The organism is Flavobacterium sp. 9R (assembly GCF_902506345.1).
In the GTDB taxonomy this organism is placed as follows: Bacteria; Bacteroidota; Bacteroidia; order Flavobacteriales; family Flavobacteriaceae; genus Flavobacterium.
The window spans coordinates 111,942-135,626 of the sequence record NZ_LR733413.1 but is presented as its reverse complement, the minus strand read 5'-3'; the positions used below and the strand labels follow the sequence as shown (position 1 = coordinate 135,626).

Here is a 23,685-nt window from a genome sequence, read left to right as displayed (position 1 = left end):
TCAATTAAAATTAGACAATACATTCTATTAACAATAATTAACAGTATTTGTAGTAATAAAAATAAAAAGCTAGAACTAAATAGTCAATACCCAGATTTAGTGATATTTACATTGTTTTGAAAAAAAATTTTAACCGCAAGGAGCGGAAAGAATTACGCAAGGGACGCAAAGGTTAAAACATATAAGTCAATAAAGTTTGAGTTGTACTTGCGAGTGGTTTGAACCATATAAGGTAAATAAGAGCATATAAGTTTTAGACTGCAAAGCACCTAAAAAACAAACACAAAGCGCACAAAGAAGACACAAAGAACACAAAATTCAAAACAATTAACCGATGAAACAGTTAAACGATTAACCCCTACTTTACTCGACCGTAATAAACTGCAATTGTTGCAAATCGCCATTGTAAATATTGACATCTACGTTGCCCTCAATTCCAGGAACGGCAGCACGTTCTGTAAACTGCCAAAACAACCAATCGTCTTGAATTTCTTCTCGATAAAAATTATAATTGGCTATCCAAAAGAGGTAATCACTGAATTCTTCTTTTAGAAAATCATCGTAGTATTTCTCACCAGTATAAATAATGGGTTTGACTTTATAATGATTTTCTATGGCTTGTAACCATCTTCTAAGGCCTTTTTTGAGGTTGGTCATCGACTGATTTTTGGGTAATTTTTCAATGTCCAATACAGGAGGCAAATCTCCCTTTTGCAATCGTACCGTTTTGATAAATAACTCCGCTTGCTCTAAAGAATTCTCATTCGGGCGGTAATAATGGTATGCACCACGAATCATTTTGTTCTTTTTTGCCCCTTCCCAATTGCGTTTGAAACGTCTGTCTACCGCGTCATTGCCCGCAGTTGCACGGATAAATACAAAATGCAGAGGGTATTGGTTCTCAATCGTATCAACATACGACCAACTTATTTTTCCTTGATATTCCGATACATCAATCCCTACGGTTTTTCCCTCGTGTTTTTCGAGTACTCGCAAATTTCTGGCTTCCGAAAAAACATCGGTTTTACTTAGCTTATCTGATTTAAAACCTAAATAATATGCAAAAGCCGTACGATAATGATAGATGACACTTGCTAAAAACAGTAATCCAAAGGCTGCCCAGACATAGTTCTTGAGGGTAGCTATACCTTGGTTTTTTTTCTTATTCGGTCGACGTCTGGGATAGTTTTTGGTCACTTTCCTCATATTGTAATCCCCTATTGCTTGATAAATTTATTGTTAAGGATAGAAAGAAAAATATAAAAAAGGATGACCAATGGAATGCCTAAAAATTGCAGTGTCACCAAGAGTAAAAGTGAAACCGCCAGAAAGAAAAAGGTCAATTTATTATCTTGAAAGGTCAGTTTTTTGACTTTCAAAGAAAAAAGAGGAATTTCAGCATTCAAGATGTAAGCACTCCCAATACTAATCGCCAAAAGCACACCATAATTCGACAATAATTCGAATAGCATAAACGAATCAAAATGACGAACAACCAAGGGCAAACTCAGAATAAACAAAGCATTGGCTGGAGTAGGCAAACCAATAAAAGAGTCGGTTTGACGGGTATCAATATTAAAGTTAGCCAATCGATAACAAGAACCTAAAGTGACCAAAAATCCCAAAAAAGCCAACGCATATTGGCCAGAAAACGGGTCACTGATTTGTAAACCAAAGGCTTCTAACATCATATAAAACATTGTCAATCCCGGAACCACACCGCTAGTCACCATATCCGCTAAAGAATCCAATTGCAAGCCCAAAGGACTTGCAACCTGAAAAAGACGTGCAAAGAAGCCATCAAAAAAATCAAGAAAAATTCCTAAGCAAACAAAATAAAAGGCCATTTCGAATTGTTGTTGCACCACAAAAGAGATGGCAATACAACCACAAAATAAGTTCAATAAGGTAATAATATTAGGAATGTGTTTTTTGAAAGCCATCGGAATCGGTATTAAAAAAATTGTACTCGCAAAAGTAAGATAATAAGTGAAAGAGAAGTACGTTTTTTATCAGAGTTTCTGCTGCATTTTTTAAAGAAAAGAGAATTCTCTTGAAAGTGAGGAGTAAGCTCCCTAAAAAATTCTATTTTTGAAAAAAATATTCACCCCAACTAGCTCTGCTTGCTTTTGAAAAAGATTCTTTCGTTTTTTTTAGTACTTGGTACTTGCTCATTAGGCGCTCAAACGGTTCGAAAATACTCCAATGAATTTCTAAACATTGGTGTAGATGCCGCAGCTTTAGGGATGTCCAATACTGCAGTTTCTTTCACGGCTGATGTCAACGCAGGCTATTGGAATCCTGCTGGTTTGACACATCTCAAAGACCATCAAGTAGCCGCTATGCACGCTAATTATTTTGCCAATATTGCGCAATACGACTATTTGGCCTATGCCTCACCTATAGATGACAGAAGCAGCTGGGGCATCTCATTGATTCGTTTTGGGGTAGATGATATATTGAATACTACCGAACTCATCGACAATCAAGGAAATATTGACTACAACCGCATTGAATTATTCTCTACTGCCGATTATGGTTTTACCTTTTCTTATGCTAGAAAACTCCCAGTTCCCGGTTTTCAATATGGAGTCAACGCCAAAGTGGTGCGCCGAATCATCGGAGATTTTGCCAATTCTTGGGGTTTTGGTTTTGATGTAGGTTTGCAATTTGAACGCAATAATTGGCAGTTTGGCTTACTCGTTCGGGACCTAACTACCACTTACAACATTTGGAATATAGATGAAGAAAAATACCAAGCCATAGCCGATGCCATTCCTGGTCAAAACCAAGAACTTCCCGAAAGCACCGAAATTACAGCCCCAAAGGCACAACTTGGCATTTCTAAAAAATTCGTTTTTCATTACGATTATAGTCTATTAGCCGCTGCCAACCTTAATATGCGCTTTACCAAAACTAATGATATTATTGCAACTGACTTCGTGAGTATTGACCCTGCTTTAGGATTCGAATTCGGCTATACGGATTTGGTTTTTCTGAGAGCTGGTGTTGGGAATTTTCAAAAAGTAACCCAATTAGACGCTAGCGAAAAAACCAATTTTCAACCCAACATCGGATTGGGATTTCAATATCGAGGGATTCAAATAGATTATGCTTTGACCAATTTAGGCAACCAAGGTGTGGCTTTGTATTCGAATATTTTTTCGGTAAAAGTAGATTTGGGACAATTTAGAAGGTAATGTCTTCTTCCAAGAAAGGCTCTACGAAAACTAAGACGATAGCATTACTTTTTTCCGTTTGTCAAAATTCCACACCCTTTTCCCAAAGATTTTTCATACTTTATAATAAGTTCAGTTGTTTTTAACCGTTAAGATTGAAATTGCTTTCGAAATCATTTGTCTTAAGGGAAAATAAAAATTACTTTTGCAGCAGTTTAACTTTTACACACAAAATGAAGCCTAACACACAACAATTAAACGATTTAACTATCCAAGTTAGAAGAGATATTCTTCGTATGGTACACGCTGTTAATTCTGGACACCCAGGTGGTTCACTCGGATGTACAGAGTTTTTGGTTACCCTTTACCAACACCTAATGGATCGCAAAGAAGGATTTGATATGGATGCCATTGGTGAAGATGTATTCTTTTTATCCAACGGTCACATTTCACCTGTATTTTATAGCGTACTAGCTAGAAGTGGTTATTTTCCAGTATCTGAGCTTGCTACCTTTAGACTATTGAACTCTCGTTTGCAAGGACATCCAACTACACATGAAGGACTTCCTGGTGTTCGTATGGCCTCTGGATCGTTAGGACAAGGTTTATCTGTTGCCCTTGGAGCTGCTCAAGCGAAAAAATTAAATGGAGATTCGCATATCGTTTATACTTTGCACGGAGACGGCGAATTGCAAGAAGGACAAAACTGGGAAGCCATTATGTATGCTTCTGCTAAAAACGTAGACAACCTAATTGCTACGATTGACGTAAACGGGAAACAAATTGATGGTACTACTGATGAAGTATTGAACATGGGAAGCTTGAAAGCTAAATTCGAAGCTTTTGATTGGGATGTGCTTGAAATCAAAGAAGGAAATAACATCGAAGCAATAATCGCTGGTATGACTGAAGCTAAAGCTAAAACTGGAAAAGGAAAACCAGTATGCGTGCTTTTGTATACTGAGATGGGTAATGGTGTTGATTTTATGATGCATACGCATGCTTGGCATGGTAAAGCTCCAAATGACGCACAATTGGAGAATGGTTTAGCGCAAAACATTTCAACTTTAGCAGATTACTAGAATTAAGATGACAGATTAAAGATTTCTGACTTCAGATATTTAATCTTTTAATTTTTTAATCTTTCAATTAAAATCAAATAATGAAAAAATATACAAATACAGGAAGTAAAGATACTCGTTCAGGTTTTGGAGCGGGAATGACAGAATTGGGTCAAAAGAACGAAAACGTTGTGGCCCTTTGTGCCGATTTAATTGGTTCATTGAAATTCGATGATTTCAAAAAAAATCACCCAGAGCGTTTTTTCCAAATCGGAATTGCAGAAGCTAATATGATTGGAATTGCAGCTGGTTTAACTATTGGAGGTAAAATTCCATTTACAGGAACATTTGCTAACTTTTCTACTGGACGTGTTTACGATCAAATTCGTCAATCGGTAGCTTATTCTGATAAAAATGTAAAAATTTGTGCATCACATGCAGGTTTAACTCTTGGAGAAGATGGAGCTACACACCAAATTCTTGAAGATATTGGATTAATGAAAATGTTACCAGGTATGACAGTAATCAATACTTGCGATTACAATCAAACCAAAGCAGCTACGATTGCTTTAGCAGATCACCATGGCCCAGCTTACTTACGTTTTGGACGTCCAGTAGTACCTAACTTTATGCCAGCAGACGAACCATTCGTAATTGGAAAAGCTATTTTATTGAACGAAGGAACAGATGTTACAATTGTTGCAACAGGACACTTAGTTTGGGAAGCTTTAATCGCTGCAGAAGCTTTGGAAGCCAAAGGAATTTCTGCCGAAGTAATCAACATTCACACCATCAAACCTTTGGACGAAGAAGCTATTTTGAAATCGGTTGCCAAAACTAAATGTGTGGTAACTGCTGAAGAGCATAACATTCTTGGTGGCTTAGGCGAAAGCGTTTCTAGAGTTTTAGCTTTAAACACTCCTGCACCGCAAGAATTCGTAGCGGTAAACGATAGTTTTGGAGAATCTGGAACTCCAGAACAATTGATGGAAAAATACCAATTGAATCACCAAGCTATTGAAGCTGCAGTTGAGCGTGTATTGGCTAGAAAATAATATTTAGCAATTTTATATTTATCCCGTCAAGTTGAACTTGACGGGATTTTTTATACCTCAAAGCCAAGTAAAATCGCTACTTCTAAATACTATTGAAACCCAATCAATAACTAAGATTGCATCAAAGCGTATTTTTTGAATAACACTAAGAAGATAAATCTAAAACCATAAAAAGTTAAGTCCAAAAAAAAACCGTTCTTAAAAAAGAACGGTTTCCTATATAAATCTTTAGTAGACACTAATTATAACATTTTGGATCCAAATGTCTTTTCTTTCCATTACCGCCAGTACATAAAGGAATATCAGCAAAATCATAGTACTTAACCACTCCATTAGCATCTTTAAAAGAACGCTCTAACAGCGTGGTATAATTATCTCCATCGTCATCTACATCAAAACAATCTGGAACTTCATCGCCATCAGTATCGTCTGGATTGGTCGCAGGTTTAGTTGGATATAAAGTAGTATTGGTAAAGTTATACATATAACCATCACCATCTAAATCCTCTAAATATGAAGGAATACCGTCACCATCTTGATCATTGCGTTGTACTTCGAATAATTTAAAATTAAAAACAAGTGGAGCATATGCAGGAATTGAACCACTACCACTATTATAATACCCCAAACCAGAAGGAATAAAAACCACACCCGCTCCAAAATCTTTATATGCCACTGTACCATCTGGATTAGAGCTATATGTTCCAGTTTTCAATTTAGGCATGAATTCAGATACACCCGTTATAGCGCTTGGCAGTAAAATAAAACTATTTCTTTCAAATTCGGTTACTGTAAGCGTAGTAACTGATTCTTTAGTCACTTGCTGCAAATAATCTCCTTTATATCCTACAAAATAACCATCTACATTGACTGGCGACACGCCAACTCCTTCATTTAAAATCAAGTAATACAACTTGTACTTTAGTCCATGTAAATTTACCTCTCTGAATTGAAGAGGATAAGTAGTCTGATCCCAAATAGACTTTTGAGTTCCTCCGGTAGGAATTTTAGAAATCTTAATATCGAAGTCTGTAGTAACTTCCTCAATATAATAAGTTTTCAAGTATTCTTCAATGTCTTTGATATCAGTGGCATATTGTTCACTGTATTCTCTTGGTGGCGTTACCTCCTCCTCTTTATTTTTAGAACATGAAAATAATGCCAAGGATAGCATTGATAAAATAAAATAAAACTTAATTTTGTTCATTATTACTGCTTTTTGAGTGCGCAAGATACAATTTAGATTGATTTTGATAAACTATTTAACTTTGATTTTTGAAAATTTATGCGAATAGATAAATATTTATGGTGCGTTCGTTATTACAAAACCAGAAATATGGTTACCGAGGCTTGTAAAAAAAACCAAATAACCGTAAATGGTCAAGTAGCCAAAGCTTCGAAAGAAGTTTTTCCTACAGACAGAATTACTTTTCGTAAAGATCAAATCACTCAAATCATTACAGTATTAGACATTCCTGATAATCGTGTAGGAGCAAAATTGGTCGATATGTATCGTCGCAATGATACGCCTCCCGAGGTATACCAGCATCTTGAATTATTGAAATTATCCAAAGAACATTATCGAAAAAACGGAACTGGACGCCCAACTAAAAAAGACCGTCGTGACATTGATGAATTTGGCAATGTCATTGTAGAGGATGAGGACGAGGATTCCTTTTTATAATAAGCTAAACTTCTAAAAAAATTATCTCTAAAATCCATCCCAAATAATTCCATTTTGTATCTTTCAAAATAAAAAACTATGAGCCAAAATATCATTTTAACCCATCAAGAAATAGAACACAAAATCAAGCGAATTGCCTACCAAATCTACGAAACCTTTGTAGACGAAGAAGAAATTGTATTGGCTGGTATTACCAAAAACGGCTTTGTGTTTGCTCAAAAAATCGCTGCTGCTTTGGCCTTGATTGCTCCTATTAAAGTTTCGCTTTGCGAAGTCGAGCTCAACAAACACCAACCTGATTTAGCTATTCGCACTTCATTGGCTAAAGAAAACTATACTAATAAAGGATTGGTTTTAGTTGATGACGTTTTGAATTCAGGAACAACATTAATTTATGCCGTTCGTCATTTCTTAGAAGTTCCTCTAAAAAAATTCAAAACAGCGGTACTCATTGACAGAAATCACAAAAAATATCCCGTAAAAGCTGATTTTAAAGGAATTTCATTATCTACTTCCTTGTTCGAACATGTTCAAGTAGTTTTTGAAGACTCAGGAAACAGCTATGCCTATTTAAGCTAATAAAGCTAGAATATCATCAACCGTTTCATCTATTGTTTTACCATCAACAGCTACTTTGTATTCTGCTTGATTGTAATAATAGCTTCTGTCGAATAGATGTTTAGCGATAAATTCATTTAATTCGCCATCGTTTAAGTTGGCAATTAAGGGACGTTTACTTTTGTTTCTAGACAATCTTTCGAACAAAGTAGCCACTGAAGCTTTTAGATAAATTGAGACTACATCAGGCCGTTGCAAAAATTCGTGATTATTAGCATAACAAGGAGTTCCCCCACCAAGACCCAATATAATTGTCTTTTCTTCATCCAAAAGCGTTTTGAATGCATCGTGTTCCAATTTACGAAAATACACTTCTCCTCGCTTCTCAAAGAGCTCTTTGATTGACATTTTTGTCGTTTCTTCTATATAATGATCCAAATCTAAAAAGGGAAGACTCGTTTTTTCAGACAAATTATTGGCTATGGTTGACTTCCCGCAACCCATATACCCTAATAATACAATTTTTTTCATGGCAATAAAACCTTACTAATTAAGGCATTGTGACTTTTTGATTAAAAAAGACAAATTTATAATAAAATTGCTTTGAAACTTGAAAAAAAAGTACGTATATTTGCACCCGCATTCAAGAAACGAAATGACTCGATAGCTCAGTCGGTAGAGCACATCACTTTTAATGATGGGGTCCTGGGTTCGAGCCCCAGTCGGGTCACAAATACTGTGAACTACGCATTAGTTTCTTGAATGATTGACTCGATAGCTCAGTCGGTAGAGCACATCACTTTTAATGATGGGGTCCTGGGTTCGAGCCCCAGTCGGGTCACAAAGGTTGTTCGCCACGGCGAATGACCTTTTTTTATTTGACGGCCACGTGGAGAAACGGTAGACTTGCCATCTTGAGGGGGTGGTGCTCGTAAGGGCGTGTGGGTTCAAATCCCACCGTGGTCACAAAAAAAGGTATAAATGAAATTCATTTATACCTTTTTTAATTTATATCTTTTGCGATTTGTTACTCCCCCACTTCACCGAGTGATTTATGGATTTTTCGTTTATGATGGGTTTGTCGCAAAGTAGTGTTGCCTGAAATCATACTAATATCCCCATCAATTTCAAGCATCGCTAACTTGATATCTCTAAAATGCTCAATCCCGTGTTCCCGCATTACCTCCTCTAACTCTTCGGAAGTGATTCCTAATTTGGCCACAGTCTCAAATTCAATTTTACCATTATGAACTAAAATTTCAGGCTTATCTTGTATCCAGTTTTTGATCAATTCAGACTTGAATACCAACTTTTTAAAAATCAGATTCATAACAAACAAGGACAAAGCAGCAAGTATTCCGCCCATAAGAGAAACATTGCTCCCCACCATTGCATTTTGAACCGAATTACTAATTAATAAAATCAAAATTACATCGGCCGTATTTAGCTGCGATAATTGCTTTTTCCCAAAAACACGAAGCGCAATGATCATGAACAGATAAACAGCTACACTTCTAAAAACAACATCAAGATAAGGATTATTCATACTGTTGAAAGATTACTGATTAAAGCCAAGATTAAAGTAAAATAGACAAAACCAAAGTTACAGCTTTTAAGCTTTAGCAGTCCAAAAAACAACTACATTGAAAATATGTTGGCTAGCATAATCTAAACTTCCACTTGACGAAACAACAATCTCTAAATAAAAGACTATAGCATCTCCACAAAAAAAGTGTAACTTGTACCGTCTAACTTTATTTTTCTTGTTATGGTCACACTCGATATCAATGGTAAAAAATACAATCTCGATGTTGCTCCCGAAATGCCTTTATTGTGGGCAATTCGCGACATAATCGGATTAACGGGCACTAAATTTGGCTGCGGTATCGGCGCTTGTGGCGCTTGTAAAATCCTGATCAATAACGAAGCAACGTATTCGTGTTTGACTCCCGTAAGCGATGCCAAAGGCAAAAAAATCATCACAATCGAAGGTAGTAGTCCCAATTTACAACTCTTACAAGAAGCTTGGGCTGAGTACAATGTACCACAATGTGGCTATTGCCAACCTGGTCAATTGATTACAGCAACTTCCTTACTTAATTCGAACCCATCGCCTTCTGAGACAGAAATTGATGACGCTATGTCTGGCAATTTGTGTAGATGTGGCACGTATCAACGTATTAAAAATGCAATACAACATACCGTTGAACTCAAAAAACAAGGGAAATAATGAAGGCAATTCAAAACTACAGTCGACGTGATTTTGTCAAAACCATTGGATTGGCATCTGGCGGATTATTATTAGCTGCAAATAGCTCCTTATTTGCTTCTGAATCAACCTCAACCATAGAAACTTTCAACCCCAATCTGTTTGTCTACTTGCAAACGGATGGCACGCTGACGCTTATCGCTTCACGTTCTGAAATGGGGAATGGCGTTCGTACATCGTTACCCTCAATTATAGCTGACGAAATGGAAGCTGATTGGTCCAAAGTAGTGGTGCAACAAGCTTTGGGAGACACAAAATATGGCGATCAAAATACTGATGGCTCTCGAAGTATCCTATACCTTTATGACACTATGCGAAAAATGGGCGCTACAGCCAAGGCTTTACTCATTACTGCTGCCGCTCAAAAATGGAATGTTCCAGAAACGGAGTGTATCGCCCAACATCATTTTATAGTACACAGCAGTGGTAAAAAATTAGGATTTGGCGAACTCGCTGCCACTGCCAAAACTTTAGAATTGCCTAAAAACGTTACATTAAAAAACCCAAAAGACTTTAAATATATTGGTAAAACCTTAAAAAGTGTTGATGTTGCCAACTATGCCAACGGAAGCGCTGTCTTTGGTATTGACAAAAGAATCCCCAATATGAAATTCGTGGCCATTGCCCGTTGTCCAGTCACTTTTGGCACTGTAAAATCATTCGATAAAAAAGCAGCGCTCAAAATTCGTGGAGTGATTGATGTCATCGAAATCCCAAGAATTGCGAAACCATTTGGCCCTTTGGGTGGTGTAGCCGTAATTGCTTCTAATACGTGGGCTGCCTTTGAAGGCAAGAAAGCCTTAACTATAGAATGGAATTATGGCCCCAATGCAACTTATAGCTCTGCCGATTATCAAAAAACAATCTCAGATGGCCTATTGCAACCCGCAAAAGTAGCCAAATCGATTGGCGATGTAGATCAAGCTTTTGCCAAAGCACATCAAATTGTCGAGAGCACCATACAATTGCCTTTATTGGCGCACGCCCCAATGGAAGTTCCCAATGCTGTTGCTTGGGTAAAAGGCGATTCTTGCGAAGTTTGGGCGCCTACTCAAGACCCGCAAACCGCTCGTAAAGAAGTGGCCGATTATTTAAAAATTCCTTTAGACAAGGTTTCAGTAAATATTACCTTTCTTGGCGGAGGTTTTGGGCGTAAATCAAAACCCGATTATATCGTAGAAGCTGTAATGGTTTCGAAAGTTATCAACGCACCCGTGCAAGTAGTTTGGACCCGAGAAGACGAAATCAAACACGGTTATTATCATACCGAAAGTGCCCAATATCTCAAAGCTGCTTTGGATGCTCAAGGCAATGTAACCGCTTGGCTGCACCGTTTCGCACTACCTTCTATTATGTCTACTTTTGTGCCCGGTACCGAATATCCTGCCGAATGGGAAGCTGGAAGTGCCACAGACATACCGTTAGACGTTCCCAATTTTAAAGTCGAAACAGGCAAAGCGCCCGCTCACGTCCGAATCGGATGGATGCGTTCTGTTATCAATATTCCTCACGGTTTTTCTGTAAATGTTTTTGCCAACGAATTAGCGTATGCCGCTAAAAAAGACCCTTTGGAATTCCGCTTGAACCTCATCGGACCTGACCGCATTGAAAACACACAAGACGCCATAAAATACAACACGGCAAGAATGAAACACGTCTTGCGACAAGCTGCAAAAAATGCCAACTACGGAAAAGCTTTACCTCAAGGTCACGCCTTTGGTATCGCGGTTCAATACAGTTTTTATTCCTATGTCGCCTCTGTGGTCGAAGTGTCTTTCATCAACAATAAGGTAAAAGTTCACAATGTGTACACTGTTATCGATTGTGGTACCGTCATCAATCGCGATACGGTAAAAGCACAATTAGAAGGTGCGGCTATTTTCGGAATGTCTTTGACCTATTACGGCAAAATCACCGCCAAAGACGGCGCCATAGAACAAAACAGCTTTAGTGATTATCCTTTAATCCGTATGAACGAAGCGCCAAAAATACACGTTGAAATTGTAGAAAGCACCGAAAATCCAACTGGTGTAGGCGAACCTGGCGTACCGGTAATCGCACCAGCCATCGTCAATGCCTTGTTTCAACTCACCGGAAAAAAATACTATAACTTACCTTTAATTGATTATGAAATCGTAGGATAATTTGTGGGGCGTTCCCCCGAGGCACACGACTTTACTAAACCACAAGTCACTGCTCCTCGGGGTCGGGCTATCCGTTCCCAAACTTTTTATACCCTTCGCAATGGCTACGGGTACAAAAAGGTTTTCCACTTCACACGAGCTAAGCGAACTGGCGAAGCAATCCCTAACGCAAAAACATTTCCCATTCCTATATGAACGATTGGATTACACTATTGCATACTTTCAAAACCTCCAAAACACCGGTTGCCTTGGTCACTGTAACTCAAGTGTTGGGCTCAGCTCCTTGTAAAATAGGCTCAAAAATGATTGTAACCCATCAAAAAGAGATTTTTGGCACCATTGGAGGAGGGAAACTAGAATTTCATATCATCACTCAAGCCCAAAAAGCCATTCAAGAAAATCAAATTCAATCTACTACTTATACGTTAGGACCCGAATTCGAGCAATGCTGCGGCGGTAAAGTAACCCTTTTAATCGAACCTATGAATCAAAATCCAGAACTGTATCTCTTTGGCGCAGGCCATATTGGCGTTGCCTTGTGCGAAGTTTTAGCCAATACCCCGTTTCAAATCACACTATTGGATACAAGAGAACAATGGGAAAGCACCTTGTCAGTTCCCTCTTCCGTAACCTATAGCGCTGTTCCTTTTGATTTGTATAAAAGCACTGTACATTGGGGGCCAAATTGTTATGCCATCATTGTTACCCACGACCATAAATTGGATTTTGAAATCACTGCCCTATGCCTAGCTGAAAGCACAAAATTCATTGGCCTCATTGGTAGCAAAACCAAACGCAATAAATTCCATCATATGCTTAGAGACGAATTGGGTTTTGAATCAGGTATGAATCCGGTGCATTGCCCCGTTGGATTAGACTTGGGAGGTCATACTCCAAAAGAAATTGCCATTAGCATTGCTGCCCAATTACTACAAGTGTACTATGAAAAATAATGTTGCTTTTGTACTATTGGCAGGAGGAAAATCAGAACGAATGGGGCAACCCAAAGGATTACTATTCAACAAAGAAGAATATTGGCTCGAAACCCAATTAAAAAGCATAGCTTCCGCTGGTGGTACCGAAGTTTATATCGTATTGGGTTTTCATACGTCTACTTATTGTGAGAAGCTACCTTGGTTAACCTCAGCTTTACAAGCACCTATTACTTACTTAAATCTCAACATTCGAGCCATTGTAAATCCCAACCCTGAAAGAGGTTCTTTTTCGAGCTTACAAACGGTTCTTTCTCAAATAGAAGAACCTAAAACTATATTATTCTGCCCCATTGATGTTCCTATACCCAAAGACGAAACCCTACAACTACTTTTAGAAAAACAGCAAGCCATTGTTGTCCCTAATTACAAAGGCAAAAACGGACATCCTATCGTTATGGCCGCTTCGTTTTGGAGACCACTACTTCAACTGGATTCCAGCAACAGTCGGTTGGATTATTTGATTAAAGCTTGTCCTTCGTCAATGATTGGCATTGTACCCGTTGAAAATTCAGAGGTAATCCTAAATCTGAATACACCTGAGGATTGGGAAACGTATCAACAAAAAAACGGCTAGCAATTCGCCAGCCGTTCTTATTGATAATTATCTGAAATTATTGCTTCTTCAACAATTCCTGTAACGGTTTCAACTGATCCAAATCGATTTTTGATTGCTGCAAAACGGACATCATATTCATAATATGGGTAGGATTCATGTCTTTACCTAACACCCGAACTACTGCAAAACCGGTTTCTTTTTGGTTGGCAAATAAAATAAACTCTTCGATATGCTCATCTGCTCCTACAAAACTTACCGAAGCACCTTCTTTACCAGAACCAATTTTCATAAGTTGTTGGTACTTTGGGTTTTTCAAGATTCCGTTTAATTTGGCGCGCTCAGTTTCGAACTCAGCAGTATTATTTGGATTGCGCTTGAAAGCCAAAATATTTATTTTTTCAAACGATTGTAAGGCTTGTTGCTGCTCTAGAGAGAGTTTCGTTTTATCCACATTCAAAATCGAAGAGGAAATATCAAACGCTATGAAATTTTTATTTTCTGTATTTTCTACAAAATACTTTTGCAAACTCGGTTCAGAGTTACAACTTGTCAACCACAGGCATAGGAAAATAGCCAAACCAACTACTGCTTTCATTTTTTTACCTTTTTTATATTAATAGCGTTCCATTTTGAATATTCTTAACTCTAAGTTTATTCCAATTCTTTTAGTTTTTTTGTTTTCGTACTTTAAGATTCTGAAAACAGACCTACAAGGTTTTGAAAACCTTGCAGGAATTGGAATCCTATATCTTGGATTAGAAACCAGCATCAAAAACAAGAACTCGATTACTAATCACTAACGACTAAGCACTAGTTATTACTTTTTTCCTTTTGTAGCTTTTTTCAAATCGTCTCCGCCAGGAAAACGCATTTTATCTGTCAATACAGAGATTTCATTCAAATCAAAATCTCCTGTCAAAGACATCAATACACTATCTTCTCCTTTTCCACCATCTATAAACATCAATAGCTCTCTAATTTGTGTGTCTTTGGCTCCTGATTTTACTAAAATTTTAATGCTACGACCATTATCGTTTACACGCATAAGTTCTTCTAGATTAGCCGTTTTCATATAACGCTCCGCAGTTGCTTTCATTTCCGCTTCAACACGAGAACTTTTGGTAGTAAAGACCTTTAGGTTATCTAACTTTTTAATCAAACGATGGTATTGCTGCATTTCTTTGTCGGAGGCATCTACTTTGACTTTACTCATCATTTCGAACATTTTTTTATTGACGATAACCGAAGTAACATCGTCTTGACCATCGAATTTATCGAAGGCTCCCTGAGCAAATAGTGGTGACGCCATAAGTACAAAAAGTACAGATAAAAAAATTGTTCTCATTATTGATACGGATTGCTTATTGTTTCTGATTAAAACTGTTGTTTTCATGATTTTTTGATTTACTGATTAAAAATTTTTTCTTTTGAATTATCGTATTCCTGAATGACCTGTACACTTTCTATACCGGTGTTTACATGTCCCGACAACAAGGCAAGTGCTTTTTGAGTTTCGCGAAACGCCTCCTCGGGAGAATCATAGGTTCCCAATTCGTTCGTAGCGACACTTGTATGGGTTGCAGTGGTATTGTAAACATACATTCCTACTCCAAGCAAAACAGCAACCGATGCAGCTGCAGACCACCAAATTCTTTTAAGCCCCTTAGACTCATTTTCAGAAATTAATGCCCCTTTTTGGCTACTAGTTTCTTGCTTTGCTAAGGAAAAATAACCAAACATCGGTTTGTATTGCTCTAAATGCTGCGCAACATTCGGTGAAGAAAAATAATTCGTCAATTCTTTTTCCTCGGCAATACTGGTTTCTCCCTGAAAGTATTTTTCTAAAAGCTCTTCTATTTTATACAGTTCCATAACGGTGTGTTTTTAACATATGCTCTCTAATGGTTTTTCTAGCCCTAGAGAGTGCCACGCGAATGGCGGTTTCATTCATTTCTAATAATTTGGCAATTTCTTCAAACTCATATTGCTCTACTTCTCTAAGCTGAATAATCATACGTTGCTGTTCTGGCAACTGATCAATTATTTTAGCCACCCAATTCAAACTATCATTGTCTTCTACTTTTTGCTGCAAGCTTGGTTCTCTATCCGTGTAATTGTTGTGTACAATTCGCAAATTACTGGAACGTTTCGCTTTTAACTGATCCAAACAATGATTCTTAGTCATAGTCATAGCCAAGGCTTCAACGCTGGCATAACCGGATAAACTTTCATTTTTATTCCACAACTTTACCAAAACATCTTGTGTAGCATCTTCAGCCTCCTCTGTGCTCACGAGTAATCGTTTGGCCAATCGAAAGACCTTGTCTTTGAAAGGAGTAATCAATTGTACAAACTCATTTTGGTTCATTCTAATGGTTGTTTCTAGCGGTTCATATAAGCAAGACGAACGACAATTATTTTTGTTACAAACAATAAAAAAATAATTTTAAAGTTAGTATTTTTACTGCAACTAATCATTCACTTAGCCACTATGTAATTTGTGTTGTTATTAATTATGATAAGTAAACAATAACGTTACTAATAATAAAACACTCGATACAAGGATAGCAATCAAACGATTCGATTTCTTTACCATCGAAAAAGCAAAGCAATTACCAATAGCCTTAAAAAAAATAAATTTCAACCTATGAAAACAATTCTCAAAACTGTATTCTTTTTATTCTTAAGTCTCTTCGTTTTTCAAAGTTGTGAAGACAATGACGACAAACCTGCCACCAACTTAACTATTCAAAATTTTGTTTGGAAAGGGATGAATCAATACTATTTATGGCAAAGTGATGTTCCTAATTTGGCCGATGATAAATTTAAAAATCAAAGCGAATTAAATGCCTTTCTAGAAGGCTACAGTACTCCAGAAAGTTTGTTCGAAGCCTTGCGAGTAGACAAATCCATCGATCGTTTTAGCTGGATTGTTGATGACTATGTTGCGCTTGAGCAATCCTTCCAAGGTACCACTAAAAATGATGGTGTTGATTTTGGATTAAGCTACAAACCCGGAAGCACAACTGAAATTTTTGGTTATGTTCGCTACATTATTCCTGGCTCTGATGCTTCGACCAAAGCTATTAAACGAGGAGACTATTTTACAGCCGTAAACGGAACACAATTGACCGTTAGCAACTATCAAACTTTATTGCTAAATGCCGAAAGTTACACTTTGAATTTAGCCGAATTCAATGGTTCAACCATCGTGAGTAATGGAAAATCAGTAGCGTTAACCAAAACCACTCTGAATGAAAATCCAATTTTGATCAATAAAGTAATCGAAACTGGAGGAAAAAAAATAGGCTATTTGATGTACAACGGCTTTTTTGCTAATTATGATACCCAACTCAATGACGCTTTTGGAAGTTTAAAATCACAAGGCATTACCGATTTAGTTTTGGACTTACGTTACAATGGTGGAGGTTCAGTACAAACTGCTACTAGATTGGCTAGTATGATTACAGGACAATTCACCGGAAAATTATTTGCTAAGCAACAATGGAACGAAAAAATTGAGGCTTATTTCAGCACTAACAATCCCGAGGCGCTCAAAAACTTTTTTACCGATAAAATTGAAAGCACACCAATCAATAGTTTGAACTTAACCAAAGTCTACATTATTACAACAAAAAGTACGGCTTCTGCTAGTGAATTGGTGATTAATGGTTTGAAACCTTTTATTAATGTTGTTCAAATTGGAGATGTTACTACAGGTAAAAACGTAGGATCAATTACCTTGTATGATTCTCCAACTTTCCAAAAAGAGAACGTAAACCCTTCTCACAAATATGCTATGCAACCGTTAGTGCTCAAAATTGTGAATGCTGATGGCTTTGGTGACTACCAAAGTGGTTTAACACCAACTTTCCAACAAGCAGAAACCATCAGTACCTTTGGTGTTTTGGGTGATGTTAACGAACCTTTGTTAAAGTTAGCTATTGGAAAAATTACGGGGACGGCAAAAGGAACCCCTGCTGCAAAAGGCAAAACATTTGAGTTTTTCAAAGATGCGAAATCTATTAGAGGCTTTGGAAACGAAATGTATCTAGAAACGATTCCTGAGGGATTATTAAAATCTTTATAGGAATTATACTAAAATCAGAAAATATAGCGTTATACCTATATCACTGAAAAGCAATGCTTTTTGAAACTTCATTAGTAACTCTTAAAACATTATAGTATGAAATTGTATTCTAAAATTGGTATCGGAATCTTAGCGTGTGCTTCTTTAGCATTTATTTCACCAGCATTGAAACCTTCAAAAACCATCCACGTGGTGATTGATGCAGGACACGGCGGACACGACTTTGGTGCAAAAAGTGATGCTGCTATCGAGAAAGAAATTGTTTCCCAAATTGCAAATAAGATAAAAGCGCAGAATACCAATCAAGCGATTGTTTTACATTTTACTAGAAATGAGGATGAATTCGTGGAGTTGCATTCTCGCGCAGCCCTTATCAATAACATACAACCAGATTTATTCATTTCGTTGCATATTAATGCTAATGCCAACAATCAAAAATCTGGTTTGGAATTTTTCATCAACGAACAAAATCCTGCCACGGTTGAACAATCTAAAGAAATTGCGACACAACTTAACTCAAGATTGACACAACAAACCGCTTTAAAAGGCAATGCTATCATAAAAAACGCCCCTTTTATGGTGTTAAAGAAAGCAACAGTTCCTGGTGTTTTGATTGAATTAGGGTATTTGACTAACGAAAATGACAAACGCACCCTGACCGATAAAGTAGAACAAACAAAAATTGCCAACACCATTTTAGATGTGGTTTCAACTCTAAAATAAAAACAACAACTACCCAAACAAAAAAAGGCGTTTTCATTTCGAAAACGCCTTTTTAGTTTTTAAGCTAGAGCTTTTAATTATTAAAATAGAATCCGTTTGGTCCAACTCCAACTGTTACTTCTTTTTGCAAAGCACCAGTTAAAGAATACACATAGGCCTTACTATTCGAAGCGAAATCTCCTCCATCGGCAATGTAAATTTTATCATTCTCTACCGCAAAACCATACATCACTCCATATTGGGAAGTAGAAGAGTAGTTAAAAATAGGTTTATCTGAAGGTTGTGTTGCTGTAATATCCATACTATACACTCCTGTATCTTTTGTGAAATAGATTTTAGAACCATAAATATCCAAATTTCCTGCATCTGTCAAAGTCGTTGGAAACACCACTTCAGTAACCGATTTATCCGACAACTTCACTTTTACAATTTTGCTTGCACTTCCATATGGAGATGCTAACACATACAAAACACCGTTTTTCACTTCCATTGTATTGGCGCTTGACCCAACAGCTATTGGTGTTTCTAAAGCCTTAGTTACTGTATTTACTACCAAAACTTTGTCGCTATTATAAGGTTCTGTGATGTACAACTTATCACCCTCTAAAATAATACGATTGGCTGTTGCATTCAAATTAATTTTAGATTCCACTTTATTCGTGGCCAAATCAATAACAGCTACGAAATCATCTGTGTTTCCAGTAGCTGGATTTGCATAAGAATAAGTGTTCGCATTGGTTACATACGCTTTACCATTCTTTGCCACCCCATATCTTGGTGTCACTAGACCTGTTTCAATTTTTGCAATAAGCTTAAACGTATAGCGATTCACTACATTAATCACATTAGAACCACCTGCAATCACATAGGCTTTATCCCCATCAAAAAAAATCGATTGTACATAGGTACCGAAAAAATCACCTACGTTTTCTGCTCCATACACATCTTGTTTAAAAGTAGTCAAATCCTCTCCTAAAAACGATACCGAACCTCCAGAAGAATTGCCTTCATTTAGAATAAATACCCCATTATCATAATTCCCTTTGGATACATTTTCGTTGTCCTCGTTAGTACAAGACGCCAAAAAGGCAAAAGTAAAGGCTACTAATAAAACTCTAGTTAACTTCATTATATTAAAATTTAAAGATTAGATACAAATTAAAATTGCGTCCGGGCATCATTCTATTTTCCAGACTTTCATATTTTTCATTCCAAAGATTAAGCACTTGAGCGCCTATTTTTATTGGATTACGCTTAAAAAATTCATAATCTACGCCTACATTAGAAACCCAATACGAAGGAACGATAGCGCTAGGATTGTTATCGGATTGCGTATAGACAAAACCATTAAACAGGAATTGATAATTAGCGCTCCATTTTTTATAACTGTAGGCCAAAGCAGCGGTAGCTTTGTGATAAGGCACAAAAAACAATTGCTTTTGGGTTTCCTCATTCTTAGAAATAGTGTACGCATACGTCCCATTGATTTGCCAAATGCTCTTCCCAAATTGTTTTTTCCAAGCCAATAAGGCTTCTATTCCATAAGCGGCTACGCGATCCGTATTTTGAGGAGACCAAATGCCATTATTCCCTGGAACCCAACGCAGCAAATCTTTAATTTTATTGTAATAGGCCGTTTGCGTCAAGCTGAAATTTTTATAAGTAAAGACATTGGCTAGTTCGCCTTGGTAAGCACTTTCGGGTTTTAAATTGGGATTACCGCCTTCTTCCCAATACAAATCATTGTAGGTAGGAATTCGGAAATTGTGCGAAACATTGACTTTCAATTGGTACCAAGGTGCGATGCGCAAAGCACTTCCAGCCGAAAAAAGAACAGGCGATTTATAATTATTGGTAAACTCTTTACGAATCCCTAATTCATTTTGCCATTTCGAATCGATTTCATATTTCAACAACACAGAAGCAGCACCAATCTGTCTTTCGTGGTATCCAAATCCAGAGCCTTCACCTTGGGTTGTATTGTATTCTAAAATTGTATTTACCAAAAATGAGGGCGATGCCTGAAAACTGACATCTGCTTTGGTAATCCAAGTCTTGGTTTCCCCAAAACTATATTGCTGTAGCAACTTGTTCGGATAATACTGATAACCTTCCGTAAGGTAAGCCATCTTACCATTCATCGTCCATTGGTCAAAAACACCATTGTATTCCAACAAATTTCTACTAAAATCATTCTTGTATTTTGTTCTAGACTCCGAGGGCGAAAGCAAAGAAATATTCCTATCGGTATTCGAAGACTGACTGTATGCTTTTAATATTTGCTTATCAGAGATTTTAAAACCAATTGCTGCATTGAACCCAATCACTTCATATTCCCCGTTTTCATTAAAACGCTGATTGCCCTTCCAATCAAAAAGACCAGGATAATCGTAATCGTTATCAGAATAGTTTCTAGAAAAACCAATCTGAGCCGACCATTTTGCATTTGAAAACTGGCTGCTATAATGAATCCCCTGCGTATTGAAACTGCCATAATCAAGACGCAATTGATTTGAAAAAGAACGCTCAAATCGCAAGTCATTGTTCAAATGCACCGTGCCACCAATAGCCCCACTGCCATAAATCACACTTCCTCCACCTCCTTTAATTGCAATCGAATTATAATCCGTTCCTGATATTGTATTAAAATCGGTACTCCCATTCATTTGGGAATTGATGTTGATGCCGTTCCAAATCACCGCAGTTTGCGACGCAGTGGTTCCCCTAAAAGCTACCGTCGATAGCATCCCACGACCGTATTCTTTAAAATATAAAACCGAATTATAATTGAGTAAATTGGTCAACAACGCACTATTTTTAGACAAAACAGCATCGTTCAAACTAAGAATCGTTTGAGAACTAGAAAATTTGCGAAGCTTCGCATCAGCTATGACGACCTCTTTTAAGCGAGTAATCGAATCATTCTGAGCAAAAGTCAGTTGACTTGCCAGCAAGCAAAAACAAAGAAAAGATTTAAAATGTGCCATAATTTCCTGAACCTTTTTTCCCGAAAGTTCGTTATTGGTTAAGAAAAAAGGCAGGTCTCCTGGCTTGCGTCTTGTTGTTGACCTTCCCACTCGCCGCGGCGAGCAGTGGCTTTGTAGATAACAACAAGCTTAGTAGCTTACAGTTGCGGGTACAGCTTAGGTTTTAAACCTAATTCCCTTTTAATGCGTCTTCTAAAAAAAGTAAAACGCAACCTCAATTCGGATGCAAATATAGCCTTAAAAAAATGGAATACTAAAATTAAAACTCAAAAAACAAGCAAAAAAAATCATAAACCACTATAATACAACAACATAAACAACATCAATCATAACTTAGGCGTGCCCCTCCTGAAAAAGTCGGGTCGGGCTGTACGTTCCCGCTTCCCGATGAAAAATCGGGAGAGCTCCACTGCCATCCCTCACGCAAACCCTGCTTAACGAGTATACTCCACTTTCACCACCACTCCGTAATCTAATGGAGTAGCAAAAGCCTCCTGCAAAGGAAGGTTATTTATTCTACACAAAACACTTCGAATCACCCCGGAATGCGTGACTAAAATCAGCGGTTTTTCATTTGATTTTTCAAATTTCTCCTCCAAAAATTCCCAAACCCGCTGGTCCAAATCAATAAACGATTCGCCATTGGGCACCGCAACATTCACAAAATCATTCATCCACGGGTCCAAAACAGTCCTCGGAATAGCGTTCCAAGCTTGCAATTCCCAATCCCCAAAATGCATTTCTTTCAGTCTTGGTTCTTGGGCAACTATAGGAATTCCTTTTATTTGCTGAATATGCTGCGCCAAAATCGAACAGCGTTGCAGCGGACTGGTATACAAAATACCTTGCTCTGGCAATTGCTCCAAAATCTCTTGAAATATCGCTTCATAAGGAGCTCGAATGCCTACATCGCTTTGTCCATAACAAATGCCTTTTTCACAAACCGTTTCGGTGTGGCGCACTAAATAAATTTCCATATTGCTAATAAGGTTAGGTAAAAAATAACTTCACATACCTGTTGTGTCGCTCCCAAACAATCGCCCGTGTAGCCGTCAATCCATTTCTGGAAATAACGCGCCAAAAAATAACGCGCCAAAAAAACAGGCAACACCACCAACCCAATAATCGCGTGATTCGATAGCAAAACCAGCAAAGGCAATAGCCCAAATAATAAGGCGCCCACTACTTCTTTCCAAGAATACTGCTGCGCAATGGGTTTGCTTTTACTCGTAGCATCCTCCCGAGAATATTCGTGAGTAAACACAATCGAAATCGCCGCCAATCGACTCAAAGAATGCCCTGTTATGAAAACCAAAAAAAGAGTGAAGAGTGAATGGTAATTTGTGAGTAGTGAATCACCTTTGGCCAAAGTGACCAAACTCATATACTTCAGCAAAAAAAGCAATACCAAACCAATCGCACCATAAGCGCCAATAGCGCTGTCTTTCATAATCGTCAAAATCTTAGTTTTGGTCCAACCGCCACCAAATCCGTCGCAGACATCGGCAAAACCATCTTCGTGAAAAGCGCCTGTAACCAACACACTCGCAATCATCGAAAGCACTATCCCAATCTCAGCATTCCACAACCAAGACGCCGCAGCATACACTCCAAAAGCAATTGCCCCAACAATCCAACCAATTAATGGAAAATAACGAGACGCTTTGTTCAAATAATCAGGATTATGGTCGATATTCTTCGGACACGGAATTCGTGTATAAAACATCAAAGCGGTAAAAAAGATGTGGAGTTGTTTTTTCATTTATTATCAACCATTTTAAATCCATATTTTAAAATAAATTCGTCATACTCTTCTTGAAATGACTTCTTTTTATGATGTGTTTCTTGATTTTTAATATACTCTCTAACTTTATCAAGAATCGATTCTGACACCGAAACTGCAAAATATTCCTCCTGCCATTGAAATTTTTCTTTAGTCAATTCATTTTTGTTAATCCAAAAAGAAGATTCTCCTTTGATAAGCTGAATTACTTTTTGAATATTCTGGTCCACACCTAAGGAAATCAAACAATGACAGTGGTCAGAATATCCATTTATAAAATCAATATAAATTCCTTTTTGAATGGCGTTCTCTCTTATATGATTCCAAACTTTTTGGCGTAATTCGATAGTATTTAAATACGGAATTCTGTTTTTAGTACTCCAAACACAATGAAGATAGACTTTTACAAATGGCATTCTTATATTTTTAGTTGTTTAAAATTCGGCTCAAACCAATTTAGAGATTTTATTCTAAAGGATGGGTTAAAACCCATCCCTATTCAAATTTTACAATAAAAACAGAGAATTTTATATTTCATCTTTTAAATTACCTTCAGATTTATCCAAAACAATGTTTTTATTATTCCTCAATTTGAATTAAC

General features: G+C 37.3%; 25 protein-coding genes, 3 tRNA genes and 1 riboswitch. Of the genes, 14 read left to right on the top strand and 14 right to left on the bottom strand.

Translation table 11 applies throughout. The features are described from left to right. Positions 1-363: 363 nt before the first annotated feature. Both FLAVO9AF_RS00645 and FLAVO9AF_RS00640 read right to left on the bottom strand, forming a co-directional pair. Complete coding sequence (locus tag FLAVO9AF_RS00645; protein WP_159682445.1) at positions 364-1,206, bottom strand: glycoside hydrolase family 25 protein; 843 nt, start codon at positions 1,204-1,206, stop codon at positions 364-366. A gap of 11 nt (positions 1,207-1,217) precedes the next feature. Further along, positions 1,218-1,943, bottom strand: a complete 726-nt coding sequence (locus FLAVO9AF_RS00640) for a phosphatidylcholine/phosphatidylserine synthase (protein WP_159682443.1) — start codon at positions 1,941-1,943, stop codon at positions 1,218-1,220. Positions 1,944-2,129: 186 nt separating this feature from the next. Here FLAVO9AF_RS00640 and FLAVO9AF_RS00635 point away from each other — a divergent pair, with 186 nt between their 5' ends. The 3 genes from FLAVO9AF_RS00635 to FLAVO9AF_RS00625 all read left to right on the top strand — a co-directional run bounded on the left by FLAVO9AF_RS00635 (position 2,130) and on the right by FLAVO9AF_RS00625 (position 5,295). After that, positions 2,130-3,200, top strand: coding sequence for a PorV/PorQ family protein (locus tag FLAVO9AF_RS00635; protein ID WP_159682441.1), 1,071 nt, complete (start codon positions 2,130-2,132; stop codon positions 3,198-3,200). Positions 3,201-3,412: 212 nt separating this feature from the next. Then, a complete protein-coding gene (locus tag FLAVO9AF_RS00630; protein ID WP_159682439.1) occupies positions 3,413-4,261 on the top strand; it encodes a transketolase in 849 nt (282 codons plus the stop codon). An 80-nt stretch (positions 4,262-4,341) separates the two neighbouring features. Next, complete coding sequence (locus FLAVO9AF_RS00625) at positions 4,342-5,295, top strand: transketolase family protein (RefSeq protein ID WP_159682438.1); 954 nt, start codon at positions 4,342-4,344, stop codon at positions 5,293-5,295. A 238-nt stretch (positions 5,296-5,533) separates the two neighbouring features. Here FLAVO9AF_RS00625 and FLAVO9AF_RS00620 read toward each other — a convergent pair whose 3' ends face one another. Beyond that, on the bottom strand, positions 5,534-6,502 hold the full coding sequence (locus FLAVO9AF_RS00620) for an FKBP-type peptidyl-prolyl cis-trans isomerase (protein ID WP_159682436.1): 969 nt from the start codon (positions 6,500-6,502) through the stop codon (positions 5,534-5,536). 78 nt (positions 6,503-6,580) lie between these two features. Between FLAVO9AF_RS00620 and FLAVO9AF_RS00615 the strand changes: the two genes are divergently transcribed. Beyond that, complete coding sequence (locus tag FLAVO9AF_RS00615; RefSeq protein ID WP_159682435.1) at positions 6,581-6,979, top strand: RNA-binding S4 domain-containing protein; 399 nt, start codon at positions 6,581-6,583, stop codon at positions 6,977-6,979. Positions 6,980-7,057: 78 nt separating this feature from the next. Beyond that, a complete protein-coding gene (locus FLAVO9AF_RS00610) occupies positions 7,058-7,558 on the top strand; it encodes a phosphoribosyltransferase domain-containing protein (RefSeq protein WP_159682433.1) in 501 nt (166 codons plus the stop codon). On the opposite strand, the gene FLAVO9AF_RS00605 is transcribed toward FLAVO9AF_RS00610, so the two are convergent. Further along, on the bottom strand, positions 7,550-8,068 hold the full coding sequence (locus FLAVO9AF_RS00605; protein ID WP_159682432.1) for a shikimate kinase: 519 nt from the start codon (positions 8,066-8,068) through the stop codon (positions 7,550-7,552). The genes FLAVO9AF_RS00610 and FLAVO9AF_RS00605 overlap by 9 nt on opposite strands. A 126-nt stretch (positions 8,069-8,194) precedes the next feature. On the opposite strand from FLAVO9AF_RS00605, the gene FLAVO9AF_RS00600 reads away from it, so the two are divergent. The 3 genes from FLAVO9AF_RS00600 to FLAVO9AF_RS00590 all read left to right on the top strand — a co-directional run bounded on the left by FLAVO9AF_RS00600 (position 8,195) and on the right by FLAVO9AF_RS00590 (position 8,503). Further along, a tRNA-Lys gene (locus tag FLAVO9AF_RS00600) sits at positions 8,195-8,267 on the top strand. A gap of 38 nt (positions 8,268-8,305) precedes the next feature. Then, positions 8,306-8,378: transfer RNA gene (locus FLAVO9AF_RS00595), tRNA-Lys, on the top strand. Between the two features lie 42 nt (positions 8,379-8,420). Continuing rightward, positions 8,421-8,503 (top strand) — tRNA-Leu (locus tag FLAVO9AF_RS00590). Positions 8,504-8,564: 61 nt separating this feature from the next. Here FLAVO9AF_RS00590 and FLAVO9AF_RS00585 read toward each other — a convergent pair. After that, positions 8,565-9,083: a DUF421 domain-containing protein gene (locus FLAVO9AF_RS00585; RefSeq protein WP_159682430.1), complete on the bottom strand. Its 519-nt coding sequence runs from the start codon at positions 9,081-9,083 to the stop codon at positions 8,565-8,567. Positions 9,084-9,305: 222 nt separating this feature from the next. Here FLAVO9AF_RS00585 and FLAVO9AF_RS00580 point away from each other — a divergent pair, with 222 nt between their 5' ends. The 4 genes from FLAVO9AF_RS00580 to FLAVO9AF_RS00565 all read left to right on the top strand — a co-directional run bounded on the left by FLAVO9AF_RS00580 (position 9,306) and on the right by FLAVO9AF_RS00565 (position 13,519). After that, on the top strand, positions 9,306-9,767 hold the full coding sequence (locus tag FLAVO9AF_RS00580) for a (2Fe-2S)-binding protein (protein WP_159682428.1): 462 nt from the start codon (positions 9,306-9,308) through the stop codon (positions 9,765-9,767). After that, positions 9,767-11,950: a xanthine dehydrogenase family protein molybdopterin-binding subunit gene (locus tag FLAVO9AF_RS00575; RefSeq protein WP_159682427.1), complete on the top strand. Its 2,184-nt coding sequence runs from the start codon at positions 9,767-9,769 to the stop codon at positions 11,948-11,950. The genes FLAVO9AF_RS00580 and FLAVO9AF_RS00575 overlap by 1 nt, the downstream gene beginning before the upstream one ends. Before the next feature lie 191 nt (positions 11,951-12,141). Next, positions 12,142-12,903, top strand: coding sequence for a xanthine dehydrogenase accessory protein XdhC (gene xdhC, locus FLAVO9AF_RS00570; RefSeq protein WP_159682425.1), 762 nt, complete (start codon positions 12,142-12,144; stop codon positions 12,901-12,903). Next, positions 12,893-13,519, top strand: a complete 627-nt coding sequence (locus FLAVO9AF_RS00565; RefSeq protein WP_159682424.1) for an NTP transferase domain-containing protein — start codon at positions 12,893-12,895, stop codon at positions 13,517-13,519. Before xdhC ends, FLAVO9AF_RS00565 begins: the two co-directional genes overlap by 11 nt. Before the next feature lie 37 nt (positions 13,520-13,556). Here FLAVO9AF_RS00565 and FLAVO9AF_RS00560 read toward each other — a convergent pair whose 3' ends face one another. The 4 genes from FLAVO9AF_RS00560 to FLAVO9AF_RS00545 all read right to left on the bottom strand — a co-directional run bounded on the left by FLAVO9AF_RS00560 (position 13,557) and on the right by FLAVO9AF_RS00545 (position 15,869). Continuing rightward, entirely contained in the window at positions 13,557-14,096 is a 540-nt protein-coding gene (locus FLAVO9AF_RS00560) for a DUF4252 domain-containing protein (protein WP_159682421.1), read from the bottom strand. Positions 14,097-14,318: 222 nt separating this feature from the next. Next, positions 14,319-14,846: a DUF4252 domain-containing protein gene (locus tag FLAVO9AF_RS00555; RefSeq protein WP_159690782.1), complete on the bottom strand. Its 528-nt coding sequence runs from the start codon at positions 14,844-14,846 to the stop codon at positions 14,319-14,321. 59 nt (positions 14,847-14,905) lie between these two features. Then, positions 14,906-15,373 (bottom strand): hypothetical protein, encoded by a 468-nt coding sequence (locus FLAVO9AF_RS00550; RefSeq protein ID WP_159682418.1) that lies wholly within the window; start codon positions 15,371-15,373, stop codon positions 14,906-14,908. Continuing rightward, positions 15,360-15,869 (bottom strand): RNA polymerase sigma factor, encoded by a 510-nt coding sequence (locus FLAVO9AF_RS00545; RefSeq protein WP_159682416.1) that lies wholly within the window; start codon positions 15,867-15,869, stop codon positions 15,360-15,362. The genes FLAVO9AF_RS00550 and FLAVO9AF_RS00545 overlap by 14 nt, the downstream gene beginning before the upstream one ends. Before the next feature lie 279 nt (positions 15,870-16,148). Between FLAVO9AF_RS00545 and FLAVO9AF_RS00540 the strand changes: the two genes are divergently transcribed. Together FLAVO9AF_RS00540 and FLAVO9AF_RS00535 are read left to right on the top strand one after the other, a co-directional pair. After that, positions 16,149-17,591, top strand: a complete 1,443-nt coding sequence (locus FLAVO9AF_RS00540) for a S41 family peptidase (protein ID WP_159682413.1) — start codon at positions 16,149-16,151, stop codon at positions 17,589-17,591. A 96-nt stretch (positions 17,592-17,687) separates the two neighbouring features. Continuing rightward, complete coding sequence (locus FLAVO9AF_RS00535) at positions 17,688-18,314, top strand: N-acetylmuramoyl-L-alanine amidase (protein WP_159682411.1); 627 nt, start codon at positions 17,688-17,690, stop codon at positions 18,312-18,314. Between the two features lie 73 nt (positions 18,315-18,387). On the opposite strand, the gene FLAVO9AF_RS00530 is transcribed toward FLAVO9AF_RS00535, so the two are convergent. The 5 genes from FLAVO9AF_RS00530 to tnpA form a co-directional block, all read right to left on the bottom strand. Further along, positions 18,388-19,443, bottom strand: a complete 1,056-nt coding sequence (locus tag FLAVO9AF_RS00530) for a YncE family protein (RefSeq protein WP_159682408.1) — start codon at positions 19,441-19,443, stop codon at positions 18,388-18,390. Positions 19,444-19,447: 4 nt separating this feature from the next. Next, the gene (locus tag FLAVO9AF_RS00525; protein WP_159682405.1) at positions 19,448-21,301 is read right to left on the bottom strand and encodes a TonB-dependent siderophore receptor; all 1,854 of its coding nucleotides are present in this window, start codon (positions 21,299-21,301) and stop codon (positions 19,448-19,450) included. A gap of 31 nt (positions 21,302-21,332) precedes the next feature. Further along, positions 21,333-21,533: riboswitch (cobalamin riboswitch) on the bottom strand. A 202-nt stretch (positions 21,534-21,735) separates the two neighbouring features. Next, a complete protein-coding gene (gene cobC, locus FLAVO9AF_RS00520; RefSeq protein ID WP_159682403.1) occupies positions 21,736-22,278 on the bottom strand; it encodes an alpha-ribazole phosphatase in 543 nt (180 codons plus the stop codon). Beyond that, positions 22,263-23,063 (bottom strand): adenosylcobinamide-GDP ribazoletransferase, encoded by an 801-nt coding sequence (locus FLAVO9AF_RS00515; RefSeq protein ID WP_159682400.1) that lies wholly within the window; start codon positions 23,061-23,063, stop codon positions 22,263-22,265. The genes cobC and FLAVO9AF_RS00515 overlap by 16 nt, the downstream gene beginning before the upstream one ends. After that, positions 23,060-23,500: an IS200/IS605 family transposase gene (tnpA, locus tag FLAVO9AF_RS00510; RefSeq protein ID WP_159682398.1), complete on the bottom strand. Its 441-nt coding sequence runs from the start codon at positions 23,498-23,500 to the stop codon at positions 23,060-23,062. Before tnpA ends, FLAVO9AF_RS00515 begins: the two co-directional genes overlap by 4 nt. Positions 23,501-23,685: the final 185 nt, after the last annotated feature.

Coding starts and splice junctions, on each gene's coding strand:
- FLAVO9AF_RS00645 (WP_159682445.1), bottom strand. CDS start 1,206: ATGAGGAAAGTGACCAAAAACTATCCCAGACGTCGACCGAATAAGAAA.
- FLAVO9AF_RS00640 (WP_159682443.1), bottom strand. CDS start 1,943: ATGGCTTTCAAAAAACACATTCCTAATATTATTACCTTATTGAACTTA.
- FLAVO9AF_RS00630 (WP_159682439.1), top strand. CDS start 3,413: ATGAAGCCTAACACACAACAATTAAACGATTTAACTATCCAAGTTAGA.
- FLAVO9AF_RS00625 (WP_159682438.1), top strand. CDS start 4,342: ATGAAAAAATATACAAATACAGGAAGTAAAGATACTCGTTCAGGTTTT.
- FLAVO9AF_RS00620 (WP_159682436.1), bottom strand. CDS start 6,502: ATGAACAAAATTAAGTTTTATTTTATTTTATCAATGCTATCCTTGGCA.
- FLAVO9AF_RS00615 (WP_159682435.1), top strand. CDS start 6,581: ATGCGAATAGATAAATATTTATGGTGCGTTCGTTATTACAAAACCAGA.
- FLAVO9AF_RS00610 (WP_159682433.1), top strand. CDS start 7,058: ATGAGCCAAAATATCATTTTAACCCATCAAGAAATAGAACACAAAATC.
- FLAVO9AF_RS00605 (WP_159682432.1), bottom strand. CDS start 8,068: ATGAAAAAAATTGTATTATTAGGGTATATGGGTTGCGGGAAGTCAACC.
- FLAVO9AF_RS00585 (WP_159682430.1), bottom strand. CDS start 9,083: ATGAATAATCCTTATCTTGATGTTGTTTTTAGAAGTGTAGCTGTTTAT.
- FLAVO9AF_RS00580 (WP_159682428.1), top strand. CDS start 9,306: ATGGTCACACTCGATATCAATGGTAAAAAATACAATCTCGATGTTGCT.
- FLAVO9AF_RS00575 (WP_159682427.1), top strand. CDS start 9,767: ATGAAGGCAATTCAAAACTACAGTCGACGTGATTTTGTCAAAACCATT.
- xdhC (WP_159682425.1), top strand. CDS start 12,142: ATGAACGATTGGATTACACTATTGCATACTTTCAAAACCTCCAAAACA.
- FLAVO9AF_RS00565 (WP_159682424.1), top strand. CDS start 12,893: ATGAAAAATAATGTTGCTTTTGTACTATTGGCAGGAGGAAAATCAGAA.
- FLAVO9AF_RS00560 (WP_159682421.1), bottom strand. CDS start 14,096: ATGAAAGCAGTAGTTGGTTTGGCTATTTTCCTATGCCTGTGGTTGACA.
- FLAVO9AF_RS00555 (WP_159690782.1), bottom strand. CDS start 14,846: ATGAGAACAATTTTTTTATCTGTACTTTTTGTACTTATGGCGTCACCA.
- FLAVO9AF_RS00550 (WP_159682418.1), bottom strand. CDS start 15,373: ATGGAACTGTATAAAATAGAAGAGCTTTTAGAAAAATACTTTCAGGGA.
- FLAVO9AF_RS00545 (WP_159682416.1), bottom strand. CDS start 15,869: ATGAACCAAAATGAGTTTGTACAATTGATTACTCCTTTCAAAGACAAG.
- FLAVO9AF_RS00540 (WP_159682413.1), top strand. CDS start 16,149: ATGAAAACAATTCTCAAAACTGTATTCTTTTTATTCTTAAGTCTCTTC.
- FLAVO9AF_RS00535 (WP_159682411.1), top strand. CDS start 17,688: ATGAAATTGTATTCTAAAATTGGTATCGGAATCTTAGCGTGTGCTTCT.
- FLAVO9AF_RS00530 (WP_159682408.1), bottom strand. CDS start 19,443: ATGAAGTTAACTAGAGTTTTATTAGTAGCCTTTACTTTTGCCTTTTTG.
- FLAVO9AF_RS00525 (WP_159682405.1), bottom strand. CDS start 21,301: ATGGCACATTTTAAATCTTTTCTTTGTTTTTGCTTGCTGGCAAGTCAA.
- cobC (WP_159682403.1), bottom strand. CDS start 22,278: ATGGAAATTTATTTAGTGCGCCACACCGAAACGGTTTGTGAAAAAGGC.
- FLAVO9AF_RS00515 (WP_159682400.1), bottom strand. CDS start 23,063: ATGAAAAAACAACTCCACATCTTTTTTACCGCTTTGATGTTTTATACA.
- tnpA (WP_159682398.1), bottom strand. CDS start 23,500: ATGCCATTTGTAAAAGTCTATCTTCATTGTGTTTGGAGTACTAAAAAC.